The organism is Catalinimonas alkaloidigena (genome assembly GCF_029504655.1).
GTDB classification, from domain to species: Bacteria; Bacteroidota; Bacteroidia; order Cytophagales; family Cyclobacteriaceae; genus Catalinimonas; species Catalinimonas alkaloidigena.
The window spans coordinates 2,716,568-2,736,609 of record NZ_JAQFIL010000001.1; the positions used below are offsets into that span (position 1 = coordinate 2,716,568).

15 protein-coding genes are annotated in these 20,042 nt (G+C 40.8%); 11 read left to right on the forward strand and 4 right to left on the reverse strand.

The genetic code is table 11. The annotated features are described in order from the left end of the window. Nucleotides 1-29 precede the first annotated feature (29 nt). Nucleotides 30-509, forward strand: coding sequence for a 6-pyruvoyl trahydropterin synthase family protein (locus OKW21_RS11110; protein ID WP_277479485.1), 480 nt, complete (start codon nucleotides 30-32; stop codon nucleotides 507-509). Next, entirely contained in the window at nucleotides 509-1,648 is a 1,140-nt protein-coding gene (gene lpxB, locus OKW21_RS11115) for a lipid-A-disaccharide synthase (protein WP_277479486.1), read from the forward strand. The genes OKW21_RS11110 and lpxB overlap by 1 nt, the downstream gene beginning before the upstream one ends. Before the next feature lie 53 nt (nucleotides 1,649-1,701). Here the strand turns inward: lpxB and OKW21_RS11120 are convergent, their stop codons facing one another. Together OKW21_RS11120 and OKW21_RS11125 are read right to left on the reverse strand one after the other, a co-directional pair. Continuing rightward, nucleotides 1,702-2,715, reverse strand: a complete 1,014-nt coding sequence (locus OKW21_RS11120; RefSeq protein ID WP_277479487.1) for a Gfo/Idh/MocA family protein — start codon at nucleotides 2,713-2,715, stop codon at nucleotides 1,702-1,704. Between the two features lie 21 nt (nucleotides 2,716-2,736). Beyond that, a complete protein-coding gene (locus OKW21_RS11125; protein WP_277479488.1) occupies nucleotides 2,737-4,056 on the reverse strand; it encodes a Gfo/Idh/MocA family protein in 1,320 nt (439 codons plus the stop codon). 768 nt (nucleotides 4,057-4,824) lie between these two features. Here OKW21_RS11125 and OKW21_RS11130 point away from each other — a divergent pair. The 6 genes from OKW21_RS11130 (at nucleotide 4,825) to OKW21_RS11155 (ending at nucleotide 13,266) form a co-directional block, all read left to right on the forward strand. Next, nucleotides 4,825-5,940 carry a carboxypeptidase-like regulatory domain-containing protein gene (locus tag OKW21_RS11130; RefSeq protein ID WP_277479489.1) on the forward strand — a complete coding sequence of 372 codons (1,116 nt, stop codon included), beginning with the start codon at nucleotides 4,825-4,827 and terminating at the stop codon, nucleotides 5,938-5,940. After that, on the forward strand, nucleotides 5,897-7,963 hold the full coding sequence (locus OKW21_RS11135) for a SusC/RagA family TonB-linked outer membrane protein (protein WP_277479490.1): 2,067 nt from the start codon (nucleotides 5,897-5,899) through the stop codon (nucleotides 7,961-7,963). Before OKW21_RS11130 ends, OKW21_RS11135 begins: the two co-directional genes overlap by 44 nt. A gap of 37 nt (nucleotides 7,964-8,000) precedes the next feature. Then, complete coding sequence (locus tag OKW21_RS11140; protein WP_277479491.1) at nucleotides 8,001-9,512, forward strand: SusD/RagB family nutrient-binding outer membrane lipoprotein; 1,512 nt, start codon at nucleotides 8,001-8,003, stop codon at nucleotides 9,510-9,512. 117 nt (nucleotides 9,513-9,629) lie between these two features. Continuing rightward, nucleotides 9,630-10,352, forward strand: coding sequence for a copper homeostasis protein CutC (locus OKW21_RS11145; RefSeq protein WP_277479492.1), 723 nt, complete (start codon nucleotides 9,630-9,632; stop codon nucleotides 10,350-10,352). A 213-nt stretch (nucleotides 10,353-10,565) separates the two neighbouring features. Continuing rightward, complete coding sequence (locus tag OKW21_RS11150) at nucleotides 10,566-11,459, forward strand: endonuclease/exonuclease/phosphatase family protein (protein ID WP_277479493.1); 894 nt, start codon at nucleotides 10,566-10,568, stop codon at nucleotides 11,457-11,459. Between the two features lie 136 nt (nucleotides 11,460-11,595). After that, complete coding sequence (locus tag OKW21_RS11155; protein WP_277479494.1) at nucleotides 11,596-13,266, forward strand: alpha-amylase family glycosyl hydrolase; 1,671 nt, start codon at nucleotides 11,596-11,598, stop codon at nucleotides 13,264-13,266. A 27-nt stretch (nucleotides 13,267-13,293) separates the two neighbouring features. Here OKW21_RS11155 and OKW21_RS11160 read toward each other — a convergent pair whose 3' ends face one another. After that, on the reverse strand, nucleotides 13,294-14,319 hold the full coding sequence (locus tag OKW21_RS11160) for a PAS domain-containing sensor histidine kinase (RefSeq protein ID WP_277479495.1): 1,026 nt from the start codon (nucleotides 14,317-14,319) through the stop codon (nucleotides 13,294-13,296). A 171-nt stretch (nucleotides 14,320-14,490) separates the two neighbouring features. Here OKW21_RS11160 and OKW21_RS11165 point away from each other — a divergent pair, with 171 nt between their 5' ends. After that, entirely contained in the window at nucleotides 14,491-15,765 is a 1,275-nt protein-coding gene (locus OKW21_RS11165) for an SGNH/GDSL hydrolase family protein (RefSeq protein WP_277479496.1), read from the forward strand. Between the two features lie 320 nt (nucleotides 15,766-16,085). Here the strand turns inward: OKW21_RS11165 and OKW21_RS11170 are convergent, their stop codons facing one another. Next, nucleotides 16,086-17,297 (reverse strand): hypothetical protein, encoded by a 1,212-nt coding sequence (locus tag OKW21_RS11170; protein WP_277479497.1) that lies wholly within the window; start codon nucleotides 17,295-17,297, stop codon nucleotides 16,086-16,088. Nucleotides 17,298-17,712: 415 nt separating this feature from the next. On the opposite strand from OKW21_RS11170, the gene OKW21_RS11175 reads away from it, so the two are divergent. Together OKW21_RS11175 and OKW21_RS11180 are read left to right on the forward strand one after the other, a co-directional pair. Further along, nucleotides 17,713-18,945, forward strand: coding sequence for an aminotransferase class I/II-fold pyridoxal phosphate-dependent enzyme (locus tag OKW21_RS11175; RefSeq protein WP_277479498.1), 1,233 nt, complete (start codon nucleotides 17,713-17,715; stop codon nucleotides 18,943-18,945). A gap of 41 nt (nucleotides 18,946-18,986) precedes the next feature. Then, complete coding sequence (locus OKW21_RS11180; protein WP_277479499.1) at nucleotides 18,987-20,000, forward strand: Kelch repeat-containing protein; 1,014 nt, start codon at nucleotides 18,987-18,989, stop codon at nucleotides 19,998-20,000. Nucleotides 20,001-20,042 lie beyond the last annotated feature (42 nt).

Below are 20,042 nucleotides of genomic sequence, written 5' to 3' on the forward strand. Positions count from 1 at the left end.
TTATATTTGCGGCAAAATAAGCAGAGTCTATGATTTATGTAAGCAGAAGAGAGCATTTTAATGCTGCTCACAAACTATATAACCCAAACTGGACCAGAGAGAAGAATGAAGAAGTGTTTGGTCCCTGTGCTAACGATAATTGGCATGGACATAATTTTGAGATGATCGTAACGGTAAAAGGGAAGCCTGATCCCGAAACAGGATTTGTAGTCGATCTTAAAAAATTGAGCACACTGATCAGAGAGAGGGTCATTGAAAAGGTGGATCATAAAAACCTGAACCTGGATGTGGATTTTATGCAGGGTAAAATGGCCAGTTGTGAAATTCTGATTGAAGAAATCTGGAAAATACTGGCACCAGCGCTTAAAGATATCACTGATCGTGGGGTTTTACATGCTATCCGTTTGTATGAAACACCCAACAATTTTGTTGATTTCTTTGGGGAAGGCGTAGAGCCTCATGATTATCTTGCCTACCAAGAATCCAATATGGCGCAAGCTACCCATTAATGAAATTTTATATTATTGCCGGAGAGCGTTCAGGAGATCTTCATGGTGCTAACCTGATTAAGGCATTAAAAAAAGAGGCCACCGCTACTGCTGATGAGATACATATACGGTGCTGGGGTGGAGATGAGATGCAAAAAGCGGGTGGAGACTTGGTGGTTCATTATCGTGAAATGGCCTTTATGGGCTTTTGGGAGGTTTTTACCAATCTTACAACCATCAGAAAATTTATTCAGCATTGTAAAAAAGACATACTGGAGTTTCAGCCGGATGTCCTTATTCTTATTGATTATGCGGGCTTCAATATGCGCATGGCACGCTTCGCCAAGCAGCATAATATACTCACTTACTACTATATCTCACCCAAACTTTGGGCATGGAATCAGGGAAGGGCAAAAAAAATAAAAGCGAATGTAGACAAGATGTTTGTCATTCTGCCTTTTGAAAAGGAATTCTATCTCAAGTTTGATTACCAGGTGGAATATGTAGGAAATCCACTGTTGGATGCCATCAGAGATTTTAAGCCTCAAAAAGGTTTTCGCCAACAATTTGGTTTGGATGAAAGACCAGTGATAGCAGTTCTTCCGGGAAGTCGTAAGCAGGAAGTGAGCAATATGCTCAAAACCATGTTAGGTTTATCAACCTTTTTTCCGGATTATCAATTCGCAGTAGCAGCGGTAAATAACCTTCCTGATGATATGTACAAGGATGCCAGGCAGCAGGAAAATGTGCACGTCATTGAGGGAAAAACATATGATATTCTTCATCAGGCGCATGCGGCGGTGGTAACTTCAGGTACGGCTACCCTGGAAACTGCTTTGTTTGAAGTGCCACAGCTCATCTGCTATAAAACCAGCTTCATTTCTTACCAGATTGCAAAATCGCTCATTAAAGTACCCTATATAGGACTGGTTAACCTTATTGCCGATGAGGAAATTGTACCGGAACTGATTCAGTCCGACTTCAATACAAGCTCTTTACAAAGTGAGTTGCGTAAAATTGTTGCCGATACCCCTGAAAGGAAGGCACAGCATAATGCATATCAAAGGATCAAAAAATTATTGGGTAATGAAAGAGCCTCGGAGAAAACCGCCAGGCTTATGATGCAAAATCTAAAAGAAGGAAAAGCTGTAAAACAATAGAAAAAGAACGACAATTCAAGCCGTTCTTTTCAGTTGAAAATTGTGTTTCTTTTTTAAGAGTTTCTGGCTTTGTTCATCACATAATTTATGCTTACTTCCGAACCATCCTGTCGTTTACTTTCATCAGCGGCTTCCATAAAAGCATAAATTTCTAAAGTTTCCTGAGGTGATACCGGTGGAGTACCGCTTTCAAAAAACTCTACAATTTTGTAAACAAGCTTCTGATATCCTTCAAATGGACCTAAATTTACGGTTTGTTCAGTCCCAAATGCAATGCCACCATAGTCATGCTTACCGGTTCTGCTGCCTCTAAAGGTTCCGAGACGACCATCATTCCAGGTGCCAACCACAATATCTGTATCAGGAGTAGCAAAACGTTGCACCCTACGACAACCTGTACCCATAACAGTAAATAATATCTCGACGCCATGTATGCCGTACCAGTATAAATCAGGGTGGTGCTCTTCCAGTGAAGCCGGGCTAAAGGTCATGGCACCAGTAACTTCACCAGCTAGTTGTTTGTGTCTCACATCCTGTGCTTTTTGAAGATAGCGTAAAGAAGAAGAAGAGAAGATAGGTGTATTGTATTCTTCAGCTGCTTCATATAAAGCGATCGCATCGTGAAGAGAAGCTGTCACCGGTTTATCCACAAACATCCTTTTGCCAGCTTTGAGTACCTGCAATCCTTGTTCCAGATGAGGACGGCCATCATTGGTTTCCAGCAGTATAAAATCTACTTTTTCCAGCAATTGATCAATAGAATCAACAATTTCTACGCCCAGTGCTTTAACCTCTTCCGTATATTTTGGAATACGCTCCACGCTACTGGGAATATCTTTGCTTCCGTAGGGGTAGGCCGCCACGACCTGATATCCTTTTAGCTTTGAATCCTGTGTTTTGTGATTAAACATTTTGGTGAAAGCCGGGCTATGTGATGTGTCCAGGCCTATGATACCAATTTTCTTTCCTTCTGGGGCAGTGGGCTTTTGATGCATATTAAAGTTGGGTAAACTTATTGATAATCCAGCTACACCGGCCTTTTTCATAAAATCTCTTCTGGTGTCCATTGATAGCAAGCGGTTTATGTATTAAACAGAGGGTGCCCAGCCTTCTTCGTATTCCCGCCCCCAATATTTCATAGCTTCGGGATCGTTGATGATAGCACCATTCGCTGGATTGATTTGCAGGCTTCTGCCGACGCGTTGGGCTACATTCCCCAGGTGGCAGATGTGTACACTTTTGTTAGCATCTTCAATATGGGTCCTGGGCTGAATACCATGTCGGATGGCATCTACAAAATTAATGATATGTGCTTTGTCCAGATCAAAGCCGGGGCCTGAAGTATCCAACGCATCTGAAGTAGATTCGTTGACTTCTTTGACAAGCTTATTTTTAAGGTCAAATACTTTGTATCCATTACCTCCATATATTTCCAGGGTGCCATTTTCGCCATGAAAAGATGCGCCCACATTAGAACCATTTATGCTACGACCGTTACTGCTGCGGCTCTCCCAGAAAATAGATTTACCATAAGGAAACTGATAGGTCACGTTTTGAGTGTCTGGTGTTTCCCAATCATCATGATAATGGTAACGCCCGCCACTGGAATCTACTTTTTCTGGATAATCTACACCCAAGCCCCATCGACAGAGGTCAACGAAATGTGTTCCATTGTTCAATAGTTCTCCTGTTCCCCAATGCCAGCGCCAGTGCCATTCATAGTGTACCAGATTATCTAAGTAAGGACGGCGGGGCGCAGGGCCTTGCCACAAATCAAAATCAAGATGACTGGGAACAGGGACCTGTTTACCATGTCCGATTGAGCCTCTTGTGTTTGCGTACCAGCCTTTAGCAAGGTATACCTCACCTATACTACCGGTATGCAATTCATTGATGGCTTCAATAACATTTGGCCAGGACCTACGCTGATTCCCCATCATAATCACCTTAGCGTGTTTTTTGGCGCATGAAACCAGCATCTCTCCTTCTGCCAGGTTGTGACTGCAAGGTTTTTCTACATAAACGTTTTTCCCTGCCTGCAGTGCTAACATGGCCGCGGGAGCATGCCAATGATCCGGGGCAGCAATGACCAGGGCATCTACTTGAGGATCTTCCAATGCCTTTCTAAAGTCTTTTACACCTTGGGGAGCTTCTTCCTGTCCAGCGTCTTTTGTAGCATCAATGCCTTTTTTGATAGCATTATCATCAACATCACATATATAGGCTACTCTACAATCCGGGTTTTGCGCAAAGCCTCGGGCGAGCGCAGAGCCTCTGCTGTTGGTACCCATTATGGCGACATTAATTACTTCGTTTGCTGATGTTTTCAGATAAGTAAATGGAGAAGGAGACAGGCTGATTCCTAATCCGCTCATGCTAGTGTTTTTGAGAAAATCTCTTCTTTTCATACCGCTTTTCATAGGTTGTTTTATGGTTGAAATACTAATTAGCGTTTGCGCCAATATAATTATAAATCAACAAATGGAAGAAAATAGAATATGAGAAGAGATGCATAGAAGCACTATAGCTAGCCATTTCCTAAAAAGCTAAAGGCGGAATGGAATGTTGGTCAGTCTGTAAAAACTTTTTTTTGCATTATTTATGGTAAACGCACATTGCTTGCTTCACAAGTACTAATACTTAAGTTTAACCAGGGGTATTTAATTGTTTCCCTTATAAACTCTATAAGCTTGTACTATTTTTGACCATTTGGATAATAAGGGTTGCCTATAAATATTAATAATTTATAAGTGTAAACCTTTAGCTAACCTGATAAACAAGACGGATGAAAAGTTAAACAATGAATGACGAAAAGGCCTCTTTCATCCTAATTTCCAAATATTATTCTCCTTACCAAGAATGACTTAGGTAGAGGCATGTAAAAAATTAATTACAGCTATCTTGGAATATAACAAATGTGTTGGTCAAAAATTTTACTTTTTTTTATTCCTAAAACTTTAGCCACAATTATTAAAAATTAATTCAGCGGACTATTTAATAGTATATTTTTATAATTATTTAAATAATTACTTTTAACATTTTGGTAAAAATGTATATAAATAAGAATAAATGGTACATATTTTTTGATATGAATATCCTTTCTTAACATATTGCTTGATGCCAGTCAGTTTAGTCTGGCCAATAGTCATTTTATACACTTAATTCCTTAGTTTTTTATGAGAAAAATTCTACTCGGAATGTTGTTTGGCTGCAAAGCCAAATCAGCATTGTATCATGGGGCTGGAATGCTCGCCATTGTGCTTGTTACTTCCAGTATGGTACTGGCGCAAAGCCGAACTGTATCAGGAAAAGTTACCGATGAAAATGATGCGGGACTTCCTGGTGTCAACGTATTAGTACAGGGTACTACTGTAGGTACAGTTACTGATATAGAAGGAAACTACAAAATATCAGTTGATGGAAGTGATGCTACACTGGTGTTTACTTCAGTAGGTTATGAATCCGCATCAGTGGAAGTTGGCAATCAATCCACTATTGACGTAAATCTACTTCCTGACCTAACCCAATTGAGTGAAGTGGTAGTCACCGCACTTGGTGTTGAAAAAGAGAAGAAGTCACTGGGATACTCCGTAAGTGAAGTTGAAGGAGAATCATTGGTACAGGCACGTGAGATTAACCTTGGCAATGCACTATCAGGAAGAGTAGCTGGTGTCAATGTGAGTAGCAGTGCTACCGGTCCGGCAGGTTCCTCTCGTGTAGTGATTCGCGGAAATAGCTCACTAGGAGGCAATAATCAGCCATTGTACGTCATAGATGGTGTGCCTATTGATAACTCTCAGCTGGGGTCTGCAGGAATGTGGGGTGGTACGGACTCAGGAGATGGTCTATCCAGTATCAACCCTGATGATATAGCTGAAATTAGTGTCTTAAAAGGAAACACTGCTGCTGCACTATATGGTTCCCGGGCTTCTAATGGTGTAATCCTGATTACTACTAAGAAAGGAAGTGCCAGAAAAGGGATAGGAGTTGAAATCAATTCAAACCTGGTGTTCGAAAATATCATCAATAATTTTGACTGGCAGCAGCAGTATGGACAGGGTAACAGAGGTGCTAAGCCCACCAGTCAGGAAGAAGCGCTTGCGTTTGGAAATAGTTCTTGGGGTGACCGCCTGGATGGAAGCAGTGTAGTACAGTTTGACGGTGTAAGCAGGCCTTACTCCTACACTGGTGATCCTTATGATGCATTTTACAACACAGGGATGACTCTCACCAACACCCTCTCTCTGTATGGAGGAAATGAAAATGCAAATTATCGTTTCTTCCGCATCTAATCTGGATAACGATGCAGTAATGCCAAACGCTGGCTACAATCGTAAAAACTTTACCATGAACGTTAATGGTAAATTTGCGGAAAGACTTACGTTCTCAGCCAAAGCACAGTACAGCATTGAAGATACTGATAACCGACCTCGTTTATCTGATTCACCAGGAAACGCAAATTTCGCGGTATCTACTTTGCCTGCCAATATTGATGTTACTGATCTGAAAGGAAATCCTGACAAATTAGGGGCGAATGAGGAAGGGGTAGAGCTGCCTTTTAGTGACAATATTTACTTGACAAACCCTTACTGGGGAGCTTATCAGTTCGTCAATAGTGACGAAAGAAATCGTATCATCGGTTCCGCTTCAATTCGTTATGAATTCACGGACTGGTTGTACTTACAAGGCCGTGTAGGTATAGATAACTATACTGTAAGAGGTACTAACCTGGAACCTTACGGTACAGCATACAAGGTTTTAGGTGGAATGAATGAAAATAAAAGAACAGTACAGGAAGTTAATGCCGACTTCTTACTGGGTGCTGACAAACAATTCGGTGCTATTGGGCTGAATGCCTTTGTTGGTGGAAACCAGATGAGAAGATATGACGAAAACATGTCTATCAACGGTCAAAACTTCAACATTCCTTTCTTTCATGCGGTTAGCAATGCGGCTAACCAGAGTCCTTCTTTAGGCTATAGCGAAAAAGGTATCAATTCACTTTATGGCTCAGTAGAGGTGAACTATAATGACTTCTTGTTCCTGACAGTGACAGGTAGAAATGACTGGTTCTCCACCCTTGCAGCGGATAAAAACTCAATCTTTTATCCTTCCGTAGGTACAAGCTTTGTCTTCTCAGATGCTTTCACCATGCCCAACTGGATTTCATTTGGTAAAGTAAGAGGTTCATGGGCGCAGGTTGGTGGTGATACTGATCCTTATAATATCAACTTGACTTATGGATTAGTTGGTCAGGGTCACCAGGGGGCAGCATTAGCTTCAATTACTCAAGGCAATATTCCAAATGCAAATCTACAACCATTGACAGTAACAGAAACGGAAGTTGGATTTGATGTTCGTTTCTTTAATGACCGTTTAGGTATAGATTTCGCCTACTATGATCGTTTAACTGAAAATGATATTGTTAGCGCAAGTATTTCCAGAACTTCAGGGTATACCGGAGTAGTCGTCAATGTAGGTGAAATGCGTAACTCAGGAATAGAGTTATTAGTAACTGGTCAACCGGTAGTAACACCAAACTTTACCTGGGAAGTGATGCTTAACATGGCAAAGAATAACAATGAGGTACTGCAGTTAACTGAGGGTATTGATTTCTTAGCAGGAGACCAGGCACGTTCAAGAAATGTATTTGTACGTCATGCGATAGGTTATCCTTATGCTTCAATATGGGGACGGACTCACAAAACCATCAATGGTCAGAAAGTTTATGATGCGGACGGCCTACCTGTAAGATCAGATGATATTGAACTCTTAGGTTCGGGTGTGCACGACCTTACAGCAGGTATCACCAACTCACTTCGTTATAAAAACTTCACATTCAGCGCTTTAATTGATATTAAAACAGGTGCTGACTTATTTTCTGGAACTAATCTGAATGCCTATTCTTTAGGTTTGCATCAGAATACACTGGAGGGTAGAGAAAATGGCTTAACGCTTTCTGGAGTAGATGAAAGTGGTGAAGCTACCACTTTTGAAGTAGCAGCAGAAAATGTTCAGGATTACTATTCAAGGTTATCATCTGACATCACTGAAGAGTTCATCTATGATGCTTCATTCGCCAAGCTTCGCTCAGTACAATTGGGTTATAACCTCCCTAGCTCGCTGCTTGGACCAACTCCTTTTTCAGCAGCTACTGTATCATTTGTAGGTCGTAACCTGCTGTTATTATGGAGCAATGTAGAGAATATTGATCCTGAGTCTACCTACAATACGTCCAACAATAGTCAGGGACTTGAGTGGTTAGGTGTTCCACAGTATCGCTCCTACGGGTTTAATGTTAATATTAAGTTCTAAGCATATCATTTAAAATGAACTGAAACAATTGAAAAGTATGAAAACAATATCATATAAAATATTTAGTTTGATGCTGGCAGGGCTTCTGGTCGTATCTTCATGCGATACAGATGAGCTGATAGAGTTGAACGAGAACCCTAATGCGGCTTCAGAGATTGACCCTTCTTATTTGCTGGCCAACTCTATGTTAAGAATTTCTGGTGACCGCTATGAAAGCTGGAGAGGGATATTGATTTATTCTTCTACCATGATACAGCACAATGCTGCTTTACAGACTTACTGGTCGGGAGATAAATACCTTTACAATAGCCAATACTCTGGAGCTCTATTTGAAGCGGCTTATCCTAACTATGTAAAAATGCTAGCTGCTGTAATTGAGCAAACCAAGGAAGACCCTACTAAAGGTAATGTGTACGGAATAGCCAGAATTTTATGGGTTTTTGGCATGTCTCGTTTGACTGACATGTACGGAGATATTCCTTATTTTGAAGCAGGTCGTGGATTTTATGATAACACCTTTTCTCCACAATATGATCCGCAGTCAGAAATTTATGCGGATATGCTGATGCAACTGGAAGAAGCTCCCAGTACATTCAATGCATCGCTCACTGATTTAGGTAACAACAGTGTGCAGGATATAATTTACCAGGGCGACCTTGATAAATGGGAAAAATTTGCCAACTCGCTGATGCTTCGTCTGGCGATGAGGTTGACCAAAGTCGATCCTGCTATGGCACAAGAATATGTAGCCAAAGCGATAGCCGGAGGAGTTATGGAAAGTAATGCTGATAATGCGTATGTACAACATACTGATGGTCCAGTTGGTATCAATCAGAATGGTATCGGCCAGGTATTCCTCGCAGATGGAAACCAAAGACTGAGTAAGACTTTCATTGATTTCATGATGGAAGGTAATGACCCACGCATTGAAGTGATTGCTACCCTTAATCAGGATGGTATTTACAATGGCTTGCCTAACGGATATGATGTTAATACCATCAAAGATTATGAAGGTACAGGTGAAGAGGCAGTTCCCTTAGAGTTGTATTCAACTACTAATCCAGCGCTGGTAACGCTTGACGCTCCAATGTTCTTTCAAACGTATGCTGAGGTGGAGTATTTATTGGCTGAAGCTGCAATACGAGGATGGCATAGTGGCGATCCCGAAACTCATTATAACGAGGGTGTGAGAGCTGATATGGAGCATTTTACAACATATGATGAGGGATTAGCCATTTCAGAAGACGCTATCAACCAATACCTTGCTGATAATCCTTATAATGCTGCTGAAGGCTTGGAAATGATTGGAGAGCAGTATTGGGTTGCAACTTTCCTTAATGACTATGAATCCTGGGCTAACTGGAGAAGAACCGGCTTTCCTGAACTGACGCCGGTTACATATCCTGGTAACATAACAAACGGGCAGATTCCCAGAAGACTGAGGTATTTTGAAGGTGAATATGGAAATAACGGTGAGCAGTTACAATCTGCACTTAGCAGACAGGGGCCTGATGAATTTACCACCCGCATTTGGTGGGATACTGAATAGGCCCTTAACAATTAAATGATATAAAAAAAGTGGAGTTCATGCTCCACTTTTTTAGTTTTGGTGCAAAATAAAAGTAGCGGAAATAAACATTAGCAAAACCATTAAAATTATAAATCAGTGAAAATAGAAGTTTGTATAGATTCGGTACAGTCAGCCATCAATGCTGAAAAAGGAGGCGCAGTACGGGTAGAACTTTGCGATAACCTGTTTGAAGGAGGAACCACTCCAAGTGCCGGAGCAATTGCCATAGCCCGAAAGCAAATCAGCATTGGTCTTCAGGTAATTATTCGCCCTCGGGGAGGTGACTTTCTGTATTCTGATATAGAAATGGAGATCATGAAGCATGATGTGCAGACCGCTAAAACTTTAGGAGCAGATGGTGTAGTGATTGGAATCCTAACGCCTGATGGGAAAGTGGATAAAGCACGATGTGCTGAGCTCATCGCGATTGCCCGCCCCATGAATGTTACTTTCCACCGGGCTTTTGATATGACAGTAGACCCTTACGAAGCACTGGAAGATGTCATTGCGTTGGGTTGTAATCGTATCCTGACTTCAGGACAGCAAAAATCAGCCATAGAAGGAAAAGAATTAATTGCTGATTTACATAAAAAAGCAAATGGACAGATTATCATTATGCCTGGAGCGGGTATTGATGAATACAACATCAGTGAGATGAAAGCCTGTGGGGTGGAAGAATGCCATATTTCTGCCCGCAAAGCAGAAAAAAGCGGGATGCAGTACCAGAATCACAGAGTATTTATGGGAGGAACTTTAAGAATGCCTGAATATGAAGTGTTGGTAGCGGATAGTGAGCGAATCAATAAAATGACTAAATAATCAGGCTAATTCCTGGTGTGAATACGCCAGGCCTTTAATAATATTAAATTAAAAAATCACCAGCTTCAGCCCAGTCGGAGGACCGATTATATCTGAAGCTTTCAGATATAATCAATGCTAAGATTTGAACAAACCTTTCGCTTCAATCACATACTGAAGCGGGGTGCTTGCCAATCATATATCAGATGAATAAATCTATAAAATCACAACCCAATGCTTAGAACTTTTCTTTATTTTTTAATTGCAACCTTAGGCATCACTACTGCCTGTGAATCTACCCAAACTGAAACTAATGCCGAAAATATGTCAGCCCAGTCTCCTGAAATCTTCAATGTGATGTCATTCAACATCCGCTATGACAATCCCGGAGATAGTGCGCATGCCTGGCCTTATCGCAAAGAGATGGTCGCCAGTACAATTAAATTTCATGAAGCGGATCTATTAGGCCTGCAGGAAGCACTTGAACACCAGGTACAGTATCTGGATAGTGCACTTACAGAGATGGATTGGGTAGGAGTGGGCCGTGATGATGGCAAATCTCAGGGAGAATTCTCACCGGTTTTTTATAATAAGAATAAGTTTGAACTATTAGACTGGGGAACCTTTTGGTTATCAGAAACTCCCGATGAAATTAGCGTGGGCTGGGATGCCGCTTTACCCCGTATCGCTACCTGGTCAAAATTGTTACTCAAATCAAGTGGAGACTCTATGCTATATATAAACACGCATTTTGATCATAGAGGAGAAAAAGCCCGTGAAGAAAGTGCAAAGCTGATCAGAGCGAAAGCCAATGAGCTTGCTGGAAATTTACCCGTGGTGATTACCGGTGACTTTAATGCCACCCCTGATTCTGCTCCCTATGCCGCCATGACTGAAGGAGAAGATATGGATGATGCTTATGCATTGACCGTACTTCCTCATCATGGGCCTGGCAGTTCTTTCAGTGGATTCGTAACAACTGAACCCCTGCAGGAAAATCGTAGAATTGATTACGTATTTGTAAGTCCTGATGTCAAAGTACTCAAGCATGCGATTCTTACTGATTCAAATAACAATGCCTATCCATCCGATCATTTGCCGGTTTTTGCTGAAGTCAGCCTTAAATAACAAGGGCTACACATCCATGAATTGTACTTCATCTTCATTTGCTGCGAGTAGAGTAGTTTGGGTAAAATGATTAAATTCTCATGCTTTTGATCATCATAATGGCTTAAATTTCATTTGAAACAAACCAGCATAACCCATGAAGCCTTATTACCTACTCCTCTCTTTGCTTGTGTTATGTGTAAACTGTAACTCTGAGCAGCAGGAAACTGAACCCACTGAAGGAGTAAGCAGTGTTAATGCACCTTTTGACTGGAGAAATGCCACGGTCTACTTCCTGCTAACAGACCGTTTCCATAATGGAAAGCCAAACAATGATGTCAACTTTGATCGCACTCGTGAGGCTGCCAGGCTTAGAGGCTTTCAGGGAGGGGATATAGTCGGTATTACCCGAAAAATAGAGGAAGGATATTTTGATAGCTTGGGCGTCAATGCCATTTGGTTTACCCCGGTGGTAGAGCAGATACATGGGGCTACTGATGAAGGAACCGGACTTACCTATGCCTATCATGGTTACTGGGCAAAAGACTGGACGACCCTGGACCCTAACTTCGGCACCATGGAAGAGCTTAAAAAACTCGTTGACACTGCCCATGAGCATGGTATCAGAGTGTTGCTGGATGTAGTTGCCAATCATACCGGTCCGGTGACTGAAACAGACCCGCAATGGCCTGATGCATGGGTGAGAATAGACCCTGCCTGTACCTATCAGGGCTATGAAACTACTGTAGAATGTACGCTGGTTGAAAACCTGCCCGACATCCATACCGGGAGTTTGGAACGTGTGAATCTGCCTCCTTCTTTGGTAAAAAAATGGAAGGATGAAGGACGATATGAACAAGAGATACAGGAGTTAGAGGAGTTTTTTGAAAGAACTGGATACCCCAAAGCACCCAAATACTACCTGATCAAATGGCTAACTGATTATGTGCGGGAGTTGGGCATTGATGGATTCCGGGTAGATACTGCCAAACATACCGAAGCTGAATTATGGGCAGCATTAAAATCTCAGGCAATGGCAGCACTTGTTGGTTGGAAAGAAAAACATGCCGGTCTAAAATTAGACGATAACCCTTTTTGGATGGTGGGTGAAGTTTACAATTACAGTGCGGGAAGCGGTCAAGCTTACGATTATGGTGATACCCTGGTCAATTTTTATGATCATGGTTTTGAATCATTAATCAATTTTGATTTTAAATATGATGCTGAAAACGACTATGAAACTATTTTTAGTAAATACGATAGTCTTTTACACCTGGGTCCATTACAGGATGTCAATATACTCAACTACCTTAGTTCTCATGATGATGGTTCTCCTTTTGACCCCTTAAGACAGAAAAGTGAAGAAGCGGCAAACAAACTCTTACTCAGCCAGGGAGCAGTGCAAATCTATTATGGTGATGAATCAGATCGTCCGTTGGTAATTGAAGGTACAGAAGGAGATGCTACGCTTAGGTCTTTTATGAATTGGGAAGCTATTGCTGAAAACGACAGTGTTCAGCAGGTGCTCCGACACTGGAATAAACTAGGAGTATTCCGCAAAAACCATGTGGCGATAGGAGCAGGGAGGCATAAGCAGTTAGCTACTCAGCCCTACACCTTTTCTCGTACATTTGAGCAAAACAACAATACTGACAAAGTTGTCATTGCCTTGCATAATGATACTGGGAAAAAGGAAATAACCGTAGCATCAGTATTTGAAGATGATACCCCGCTCAGAGATTATTACTCAGGACAGCAACTGATAGTTGTGAATGGAAAAGTAAGTATAGATTCACCTTATCAATACGTGCTTTTGGAAAAAGATTAGGCATAGCTGACTTACAGTACCGCAGTGTTACTGATGGTTCACTTGGGCATGTTTGTTTAACGTTTCTAATTGCAGGGTAAATTCTGTGCCCTTACCATAAATTGAACGAACTTCTATATGTCCCTTTATTTTTTGTAGCGCCTTCTTGGCAATGTATAAACCTAAGCCTGCGCCAGAAGAATTTGAGGAAGACCTGTAAAAAATTTGAAAAATTTTTTCTAACTGTTCAGGCTTGATACCCAAGCCATTGTCACAGAAAGATACATATAAAAGTCCATCTTGTTCTTTGACTTTAATCAAAAGGTAAGGTCTAGGATGTTGGGGTTTTTTAAAAGCAATAGCATTAGCGATAAGGATTTCAAAGATTGTTTTTAATCTTTCAACATCAGAATAAAATATTATATCCTCAGGAATAATGGAATGAATTTCAATTTGAGGATTGTTATCTGAGTCATCAAAACTCTCTTTTACTTCATTGATCAACGCGCTGAAATCAACATAATCAACCTTAACTTCTTGCTTATTATTCTTTTCATATAAGACAACATTATGAATAGACCTGTCTATTTTTTCAAGACATTGATCAATCATCTCCAGGATTTTTGAAGTAGATTCTGAGCTTTTTCTCAACATTTGCGTAAGCCCCATCATCGTGGCTAAAGGTCCTCTCACATTGTGAGAAGCCATATATAAAAAGTGATCTATTTCTTCCTTTGATTGCTTAAGTTGTACATTTAAAACCTTTTCCCTTTTTAGCGCATGTTTAACTTTGAGTTCTTCCTGTTTTCTTTGTGTGATATCCAGGGCAGTGAATTGTATATAGTCCAACTGATTGCGCTCATCGTATTGATAAGCACATTTTAATTCCATCCATACATACTTACTTCGGTGATTCTTTAACCTCACTTCGCAGGCGCTTTGGTTGTTTTCGTGTTGATTGCCGTCAGACAACCTTTTTATTTTGCTTATATCTCCGGGATGTGCTAATGAGAAGATAGTCCTTTCACCGTCCTTATAAAAGTAGATACGGTCAATAGCTTGAGATACTAACATTTGTTTTCAAATTATTGCCGCGTTACAGCAAGTGTGTTTGAGTACAAATGAGCATATACTTTTCATTTCCTCCATCGCTTTGAGCTAAATTAGTGTAAAATTCAAAGCCCAAAGGGGTGCTATTATTAAGTAAAGGCTGTATTATTAATCTATAAACATCTACCAGCATCTATGAAAAGAAGATCCTTTCTTACCCAATCCAGCCTGGGATTACTATCACTTAGCGCTCTTGAGCTTAAGCCTTTTAACAATAGCATAAGTTTCTTTGACGGTAAATCTCAAGAATTAGCTGAAAAAATACTTTTCCTGGGGGATAGTATAACACAAGCGGGCGATTATATCAATTTCATTGAAAGCCAATTGCGCATTGCACAGCCCCAGGCTTCAATTGAAGTTCTTAACCTGGGACTTGGAAGCGAAACTATATCGGGTTTGTCTGAAGATAAACATCCTTACCCTCGCCCTTATCTACATGATCGCCTGGAAGATGTACTTAATTACACACAACCGGATTTGATTTTCGCTTGTTACGGTATCAATTGTGGGATTTATCATCCTTTAGACGCCAGACGTTTTGAGGCCTATCAGCAGGGAATCAGGAAATTAATAAACGCTGCGAAGCAGATACAGGCTGAACTGATCCTGCTGACACCACCTACCTATGCTATAGCCATAGATGACTGGATAGACGCCCGCAATGACCAGCATCGCAACGACTATAGTTATGCGAAACCCTATGCTGCCTATGATGATGTGATGCGCAAGTACGCAGAGTGGATCATGAGTATTCAGGAGGTACCAACCATTGATATCCAGACCCCATTGCGACAGTTCAGATCGGTATGCTATGGTAAAGATGTCATTCATCCCAACCAATGGGGACATCAATTAATGGCACATACGATAATAAGGGATTACAAAAACGTCAACACTATAGTACTGGATCAGCAATGGCAATGGCCTGCCCAAAAAGCAGCTTCTCAGACTCCATCAAATACCTTTACTACCCAGGTTCCAGCGATCAATCATATCGTATTATCTGACAATGAGCGATATAATCAATTCATTAGCGCTCCCCAAAGTTTTAAATGCAGTATAAAAGAATGCCCCGCCGCTTCGTATCAGCTCTATGATGATAACTTTTATCTGGGACAATTGAGTGAGCAACAATTGAAGGCAGGATTTCATATTAGCCCACTCTCCAAAGAAGTGCAGTACCATCAAATTTCCTTTGCAAAAAAAGCTCAGCGTTTATACGAATTAATAGCTGCCAAGAGACAGACATACGATTATGCTTTGTTGCAGCACATTGGTCATCAGCGACCCATGAGCAGAGAGGGATTACCTATCGCTATGGCTGAAGAAAAGAAGAAAGCACTGGAAGAGGAAATGTACAATTTGCTGCAGCAGAACAACTGGATAATTGAGGCTATTCAACTGCCTTGATTTCCATCGTCTATTGCTAGCATCTTCTGTTTGCCGGATGAGTTTATGCCACTGTAGGCTCAGGCAGACTTTGATGATAGCAAAGACGTTTAGGTTTACCTTTAGATTCATTTAGCTACACCCAGGCATTTACTTTATACATAGACTCACTCATACGTACAAAAACAGCAAAGGCTTAGGTTTAGCCAATGACGAAGATTTACAGAATTACCAAGCCCAATTTTATAGAAAATATGCGATGCTGTAATAGCTAAGCCTGTTATGCAATTGAGTATGAAACTACTTGTGAAGAAAAAGTTTAACTAACCTATTTAGAGAATTCAGTTAGAGTATTTAGAAACCAACCATGGTAAAACTTCCTGTAGCATTGGCAATGAACCGTCTACATGATTTGTCGCATTGCCCAATTCAAAAAAACTCACTTTGGATGGTTGTAACTCTTCCATTCTGGAAAAAAAATGCTGGCTGTTACTTATCGGTATTACTTTGTCAGTAGGAACATGATATCCTCTTATTATTGATTCAGCTTTCCAGGGCTGTATGCTGTTAATGGATAATGCTTCTTCCAAAAGAGTATGATTACCTTCTCTTAAAGCAGTGAGAAAATCTGGCTGTACTAACTGCTGTAGATCTTTTGTCAACTGACTTTTAGTTTGTTCTAAGCTTAGCTGGTTGTCAAAAGTATTTTGAATAATTTCTGCATATGGAGATCTAAAATATTGATTAAAGGATCCCGGCCACTCATAGTATAAATGATAAGCAGAAATTAAGTATACCAATAGTTCAGGAGAAGTATATTGCTGATGAGAAGTGATTTCTCTACACAGTGATTGAAGATCAAAGGGACATGCCCCTATTGCGATTACCTCCGCAGTCCAGGGGGGGAGGGGCGAATTCTCCAAAGCTTCCAGGGTAGCCATTGCCTGGTGAGCACCCTGAGAATACCCCAGCATTATTAAAGATGGAAGATACGGTTGTTTGATCGCTTCTAGCATTTCTTTTGAAGCATTAAGCATGTCCATACTATTCTGAATAGTCGCTTCTTTAATAAGATAAGGTAGAACCTGTTTATCTGAATCTCCAAAGCCTACAAAGTCCGGAATAAGATTAATAAACCCCAAGCTTGATAACAATTCAGTACGTGCTGAAAGGTCATCTTCATTTTGATTTATATCAGCATTTGACGAAAGACTTGGTCTAAAACTTAATAGCACAGGTACATCAGTATTTTTTACTGATGGAAGAGAAATATATCCTATTGCCTCTTTAGATTCACCTTTAATGACTGTTTGATAGGTTATTTGATAAACTTCAATATCAAATTGAACAAGGCCGGAATCTATATCATAACCGGATAGAATAATTAAACCTTTAATACTTTGAGCATCTAAATCCCACACCTTTTCATAATGTAAAAGACTCTGAAATTCAGAAGGAGCATCAGTTAGCTTGTCATCCTGACAACTAAAACAAATTAAAATACTCAACAGCAGGCATAAACGCAGCTTGATTGATGACTTAATTACTAGCATTGTTATCAAGTAAGTAGTTAGTAAGGATACTTCAATCGTCTATGACTGATGGTATAGGTCTTTGATTTTATATCCAGTTATATTGAATATAGGACTTATAATTTACTTTAATAAATAACTAACTAAAAGTAGTATTTTCAAAGGGAAGTGTAAATGAGAATTAGTCTAAAATTCAGGGCGCTGTGCAATGAGACTGTGCTTATACTCTTATATAATGATAAGTACGCAACACATGTCTTAGCTTTGGAAAATTTAAAGCCATATGCTGTCCCATGATGCCATAAGGATGAATTTTACGTCCATTTGAAGTTGAGTGATTGGGGAAATAAATTTCTTTTGAACGCATCTATTTGGTGACTGTTTGTTTTTTTCCGAGATTTCCAATACTACATTTTTTAGCGCAAAAGTATCCACAATGCATTGGGAAAAATACCCTCACAAGAAGATAAAACAGACTGTATTTGATGCTCTGAAGAAAAACCTGGACTATCGTACTGAGGATGTATTGGGTTTACCCGCAACCTACCTTGATCCAGAAGTATTTTATCAGGATGCGCCTTTTCTCAAAGATGCTCCCTATATGCAAACCATGGTAGCTAATCCCAATCATATAGGTTGTCATACATTAGGTGATGCTGAACCAGCTTTTTTAGGTACGCAAGCGATAGAAAAAGAACTGATCGGTATTTGTGCTACCCAGATTTTTTCAGCGAAAGAACAAAATTATGATGGCTATGTAGCTTCGGGCGGGACAGAAGCCAATATTGAATCTCTATGGGTACATAGAAATCTCTACATGCGTGAGTACGGAGCACAGGCTCATGAGATCGCTGTAGTTTATTCTGCAGACACCCATTATTCAATCCCTAAAGGTGTAAACTTGCTTCAGCTACAGTCAGTACTTTTGCCGGTAGAAGACGACACCCGAGAAATTGATTTTGATGCTATGAGAGCGCGTATGCACAAAGCACAATCTGATGGGCTAAAATATTTTATATTGATCATGAACATGTCAACCACCATGTTTGGATCGGTGGATAATGTAGAGCAGGCAATGGAGATCATGGAAGGGCTGCCATGCGAATATCGGATTCACGTGGATGGAGCTTATGGAGGCTTTATCTATCCATTTACCAGAACCAATGAGTCTTTAACCTTTAAGAATCCAAAAATCAACTCTTTTTCCATAGACGCACACAAGCTGGTACAGTCCCCCTATGGTACCGGAATTTGCTTGCTTCGCAAAGGACTGATTGAGTACGCGCTCACGGATGAAGCAGAATACGTAAAAGGAAAAGACTATACTTTGGTAGGCAGTCGTTCCGGTGCCAATGCTATTGCGGTCTGGATGATATTGCGTACCTATGGTTCAGAAGGCTGGAAAGCAAAAATCCTCAAACTAATAGATCGTACCGACCGTCTATGTGAAAATCTGGACGAAAGAGGAATCCGTTATTTTAGAAATCCAGCGATGAACATCGTGGCAATACGAGCAGAAGATATACCTGAAACAATAGCCCATGAGTACTTATTGGTACCTGACACCCATGAATCAAAGCCAAACTGGCTTAAAATTGTGGTTATGGAGCATGTTACCCAGGGTAAAATTGATAAATTTCTGTTTGCTTTGGATGGCTGGAAACAGTAAATGATAAAAGTTAAATTAACACCACAACCAAATTTTATCTTATGAAGAAATTAATTTTTGCATTAATGGTATTTGTGTTTGCCTGTCAGAATAACAGTGAGGACGATACCGACACTTCCGTTCAGCAGGAGCCAATTGCTGAAGAAGAAACACAGGAATGGACCACTGTTACAACTGCAAATGAGCCAACTGCTCGTCACGAAAACGCTTTTACTGAAGTTGACGGTAAATTTTATCTGGTAGGAGGCAGGGGCGAACGTCCGGTTGATATTTATGATCCTGCAACCAATCAATGGTCTAAAGGGCAAACACCACCTATTGAGATGCATCACTTTCAGGCGGTATCCTATGATAATAAATTGTATGTAATGGGAGCCTTAACAGGTGGCTTTCCTGATGAAACACCTATTCCTAATATTTACATCTACGATCCTGCTACTGATGCGTGGACACAAGGACCTGAAATTCCTGAAGATAGAAGGAGAGGGGCTGCCGGAGCTTTTGCCTATAACGATAAACTCTATCTGGTAGATGGCATACAGAACGGCCATACAGATGGCTATGTAAACTGGTTGGATGAATATGATCCTGCCACTGATACCTGGACTACTTTAGCCGATGCACCACATCAGCGTGATCACGTGCAGGCTGTTGTAGCTGATAATAAAATTTTCGTTGCCGGAGGAAGAACTACTTCTGCTGCAACCGGGCAGACGATGGAGCTGACAGTACCCGAAGTAGACGTGTATGATTTTGATACCGGAGAATGGTCTACTTGGGAAAATGACATACCTACCGAGAGGGCAGGTACCACCTCGGTAACTATCGGGGATCAGGTGATCGTTATCGGAGGAGAAAGCGGCGCGATGGAACCGGCGCATCACCATGTAGAAGCACTTGATATCAATACCGGAGAATGGACATCATTGCCTTCTTTAAATAAAGGCAGACATGGTACTCAAGGCTTTGTCTTTAACGGTAAAATATACATCGCTGCCGGTAGCGGCAACCGGGGTGGTGGACCGGAACTGACCAGTATGGAAGTGTATGAATAAATAAAGCGGCTGGCTCATCAAATGGGTCAGCCGCTTTAATTT

Excerpts from the sequence above, each read along its gene's own strand:
- OKW21_RS11125 (WP_277479488.1), bottom strand. The coding sequence starts at position 4,056 with ATGAAAAGAAGAGATTTTCTCAAAAACACTAGCATGAGCGGATTAGGA.
- OKW21_RS11135 (WP_277479490.1), top strand. The coding sequence starts at position 5,897 with ATGGAGGAAATGAAAATGCAAATTATCGTTTCTTCCGCATCTAATCTG.
- OKW21_RS11170 (WP_277479497.1), bottom strand. The coding sequence starts at position 17,297 with ATGCTAGTAATTAAGTCATCAATCAAGCTGCGTTTATGCCTGCTGTTG.
- OKW21_RS11155 (WP_277479494.1), top strand. The coding sequence starts at position 11,596 with ATGAAGCCTTATTACCTACTCCTCTCTTTGCTTGTGTTATGTGTAAAC.
- OKW21_RS11160 (WP_277479495.1), bottom strand. The coding sequence starts at position 14,319 with ATGTTAGTATCTCAAGCTATTGACCGTATCTACTTTTATAAGGACGGT.
- OKW21_RS11110 (WP_277479485.1), top strand. The coding sequence starts at position 30 with ATGATTTATGTAAGCAGAAGAGAGCATTTTAATGCTGCTCACAAACTA.
- OKW21_RS11140 (WP_277479491.1), top strand. The coding sequence starts at position 8,001 with ATGAAAACAATATCATATAAAATATTTAGTTTGATGCTGGCAGGGCTT.
- lpxB (WP_277479486.1), top strand. The coding sequence starts at position 509 with ATGAAATTTTATATTATTGCCGGAGAGCGTTCAGGAGATCTTCATGGT.
- OKW21_RS11120 (WP_277479487.1), bottom strand. The coding sequence starts at position 2,715 with ATGGACACCAGAAGAGATTTTATGAAAAAGGCCGGTGTAGCTGGATTA.
- OKW21_RS11175 (WP_277479498.1), top strand. The coding sequence starts at position 17,713 with ATGCATTGGGAAAAATACCCTCACAAGAAGATAAAACAGACTGTATTT.
- OKW21_RS11180 (WP_277479499.1), top strand. The coding sequence starts at position 18,987 with ATGAAGAAATTAATTTTTGCATTAATGGTATTTGTGTTTGCCTGTCAG.
- OKW21_RS11165 (WP_277479496.1), top strand. The coding sequence starts at position 14,491 with ATGAAAAGAAGATCCTTTCTTACCCAATCCAGCCTGGGATTACTATCA.
- OKW21_RS11150 (WP_277479493.1), top strand. The coding sequence starts at position 10,566 with ATGCTTAGAACTTTTCTTTATTTTTTAATTGCAACCTTAGGCATCACT.
- OKW21_RS11130 (WP_277479489.1), top strand. The coding sequence starts at position 4,825 with ATGAGAAAAATTCTACTCGGAATGTTGTTTGGCTGCAAAGCCAAATCA.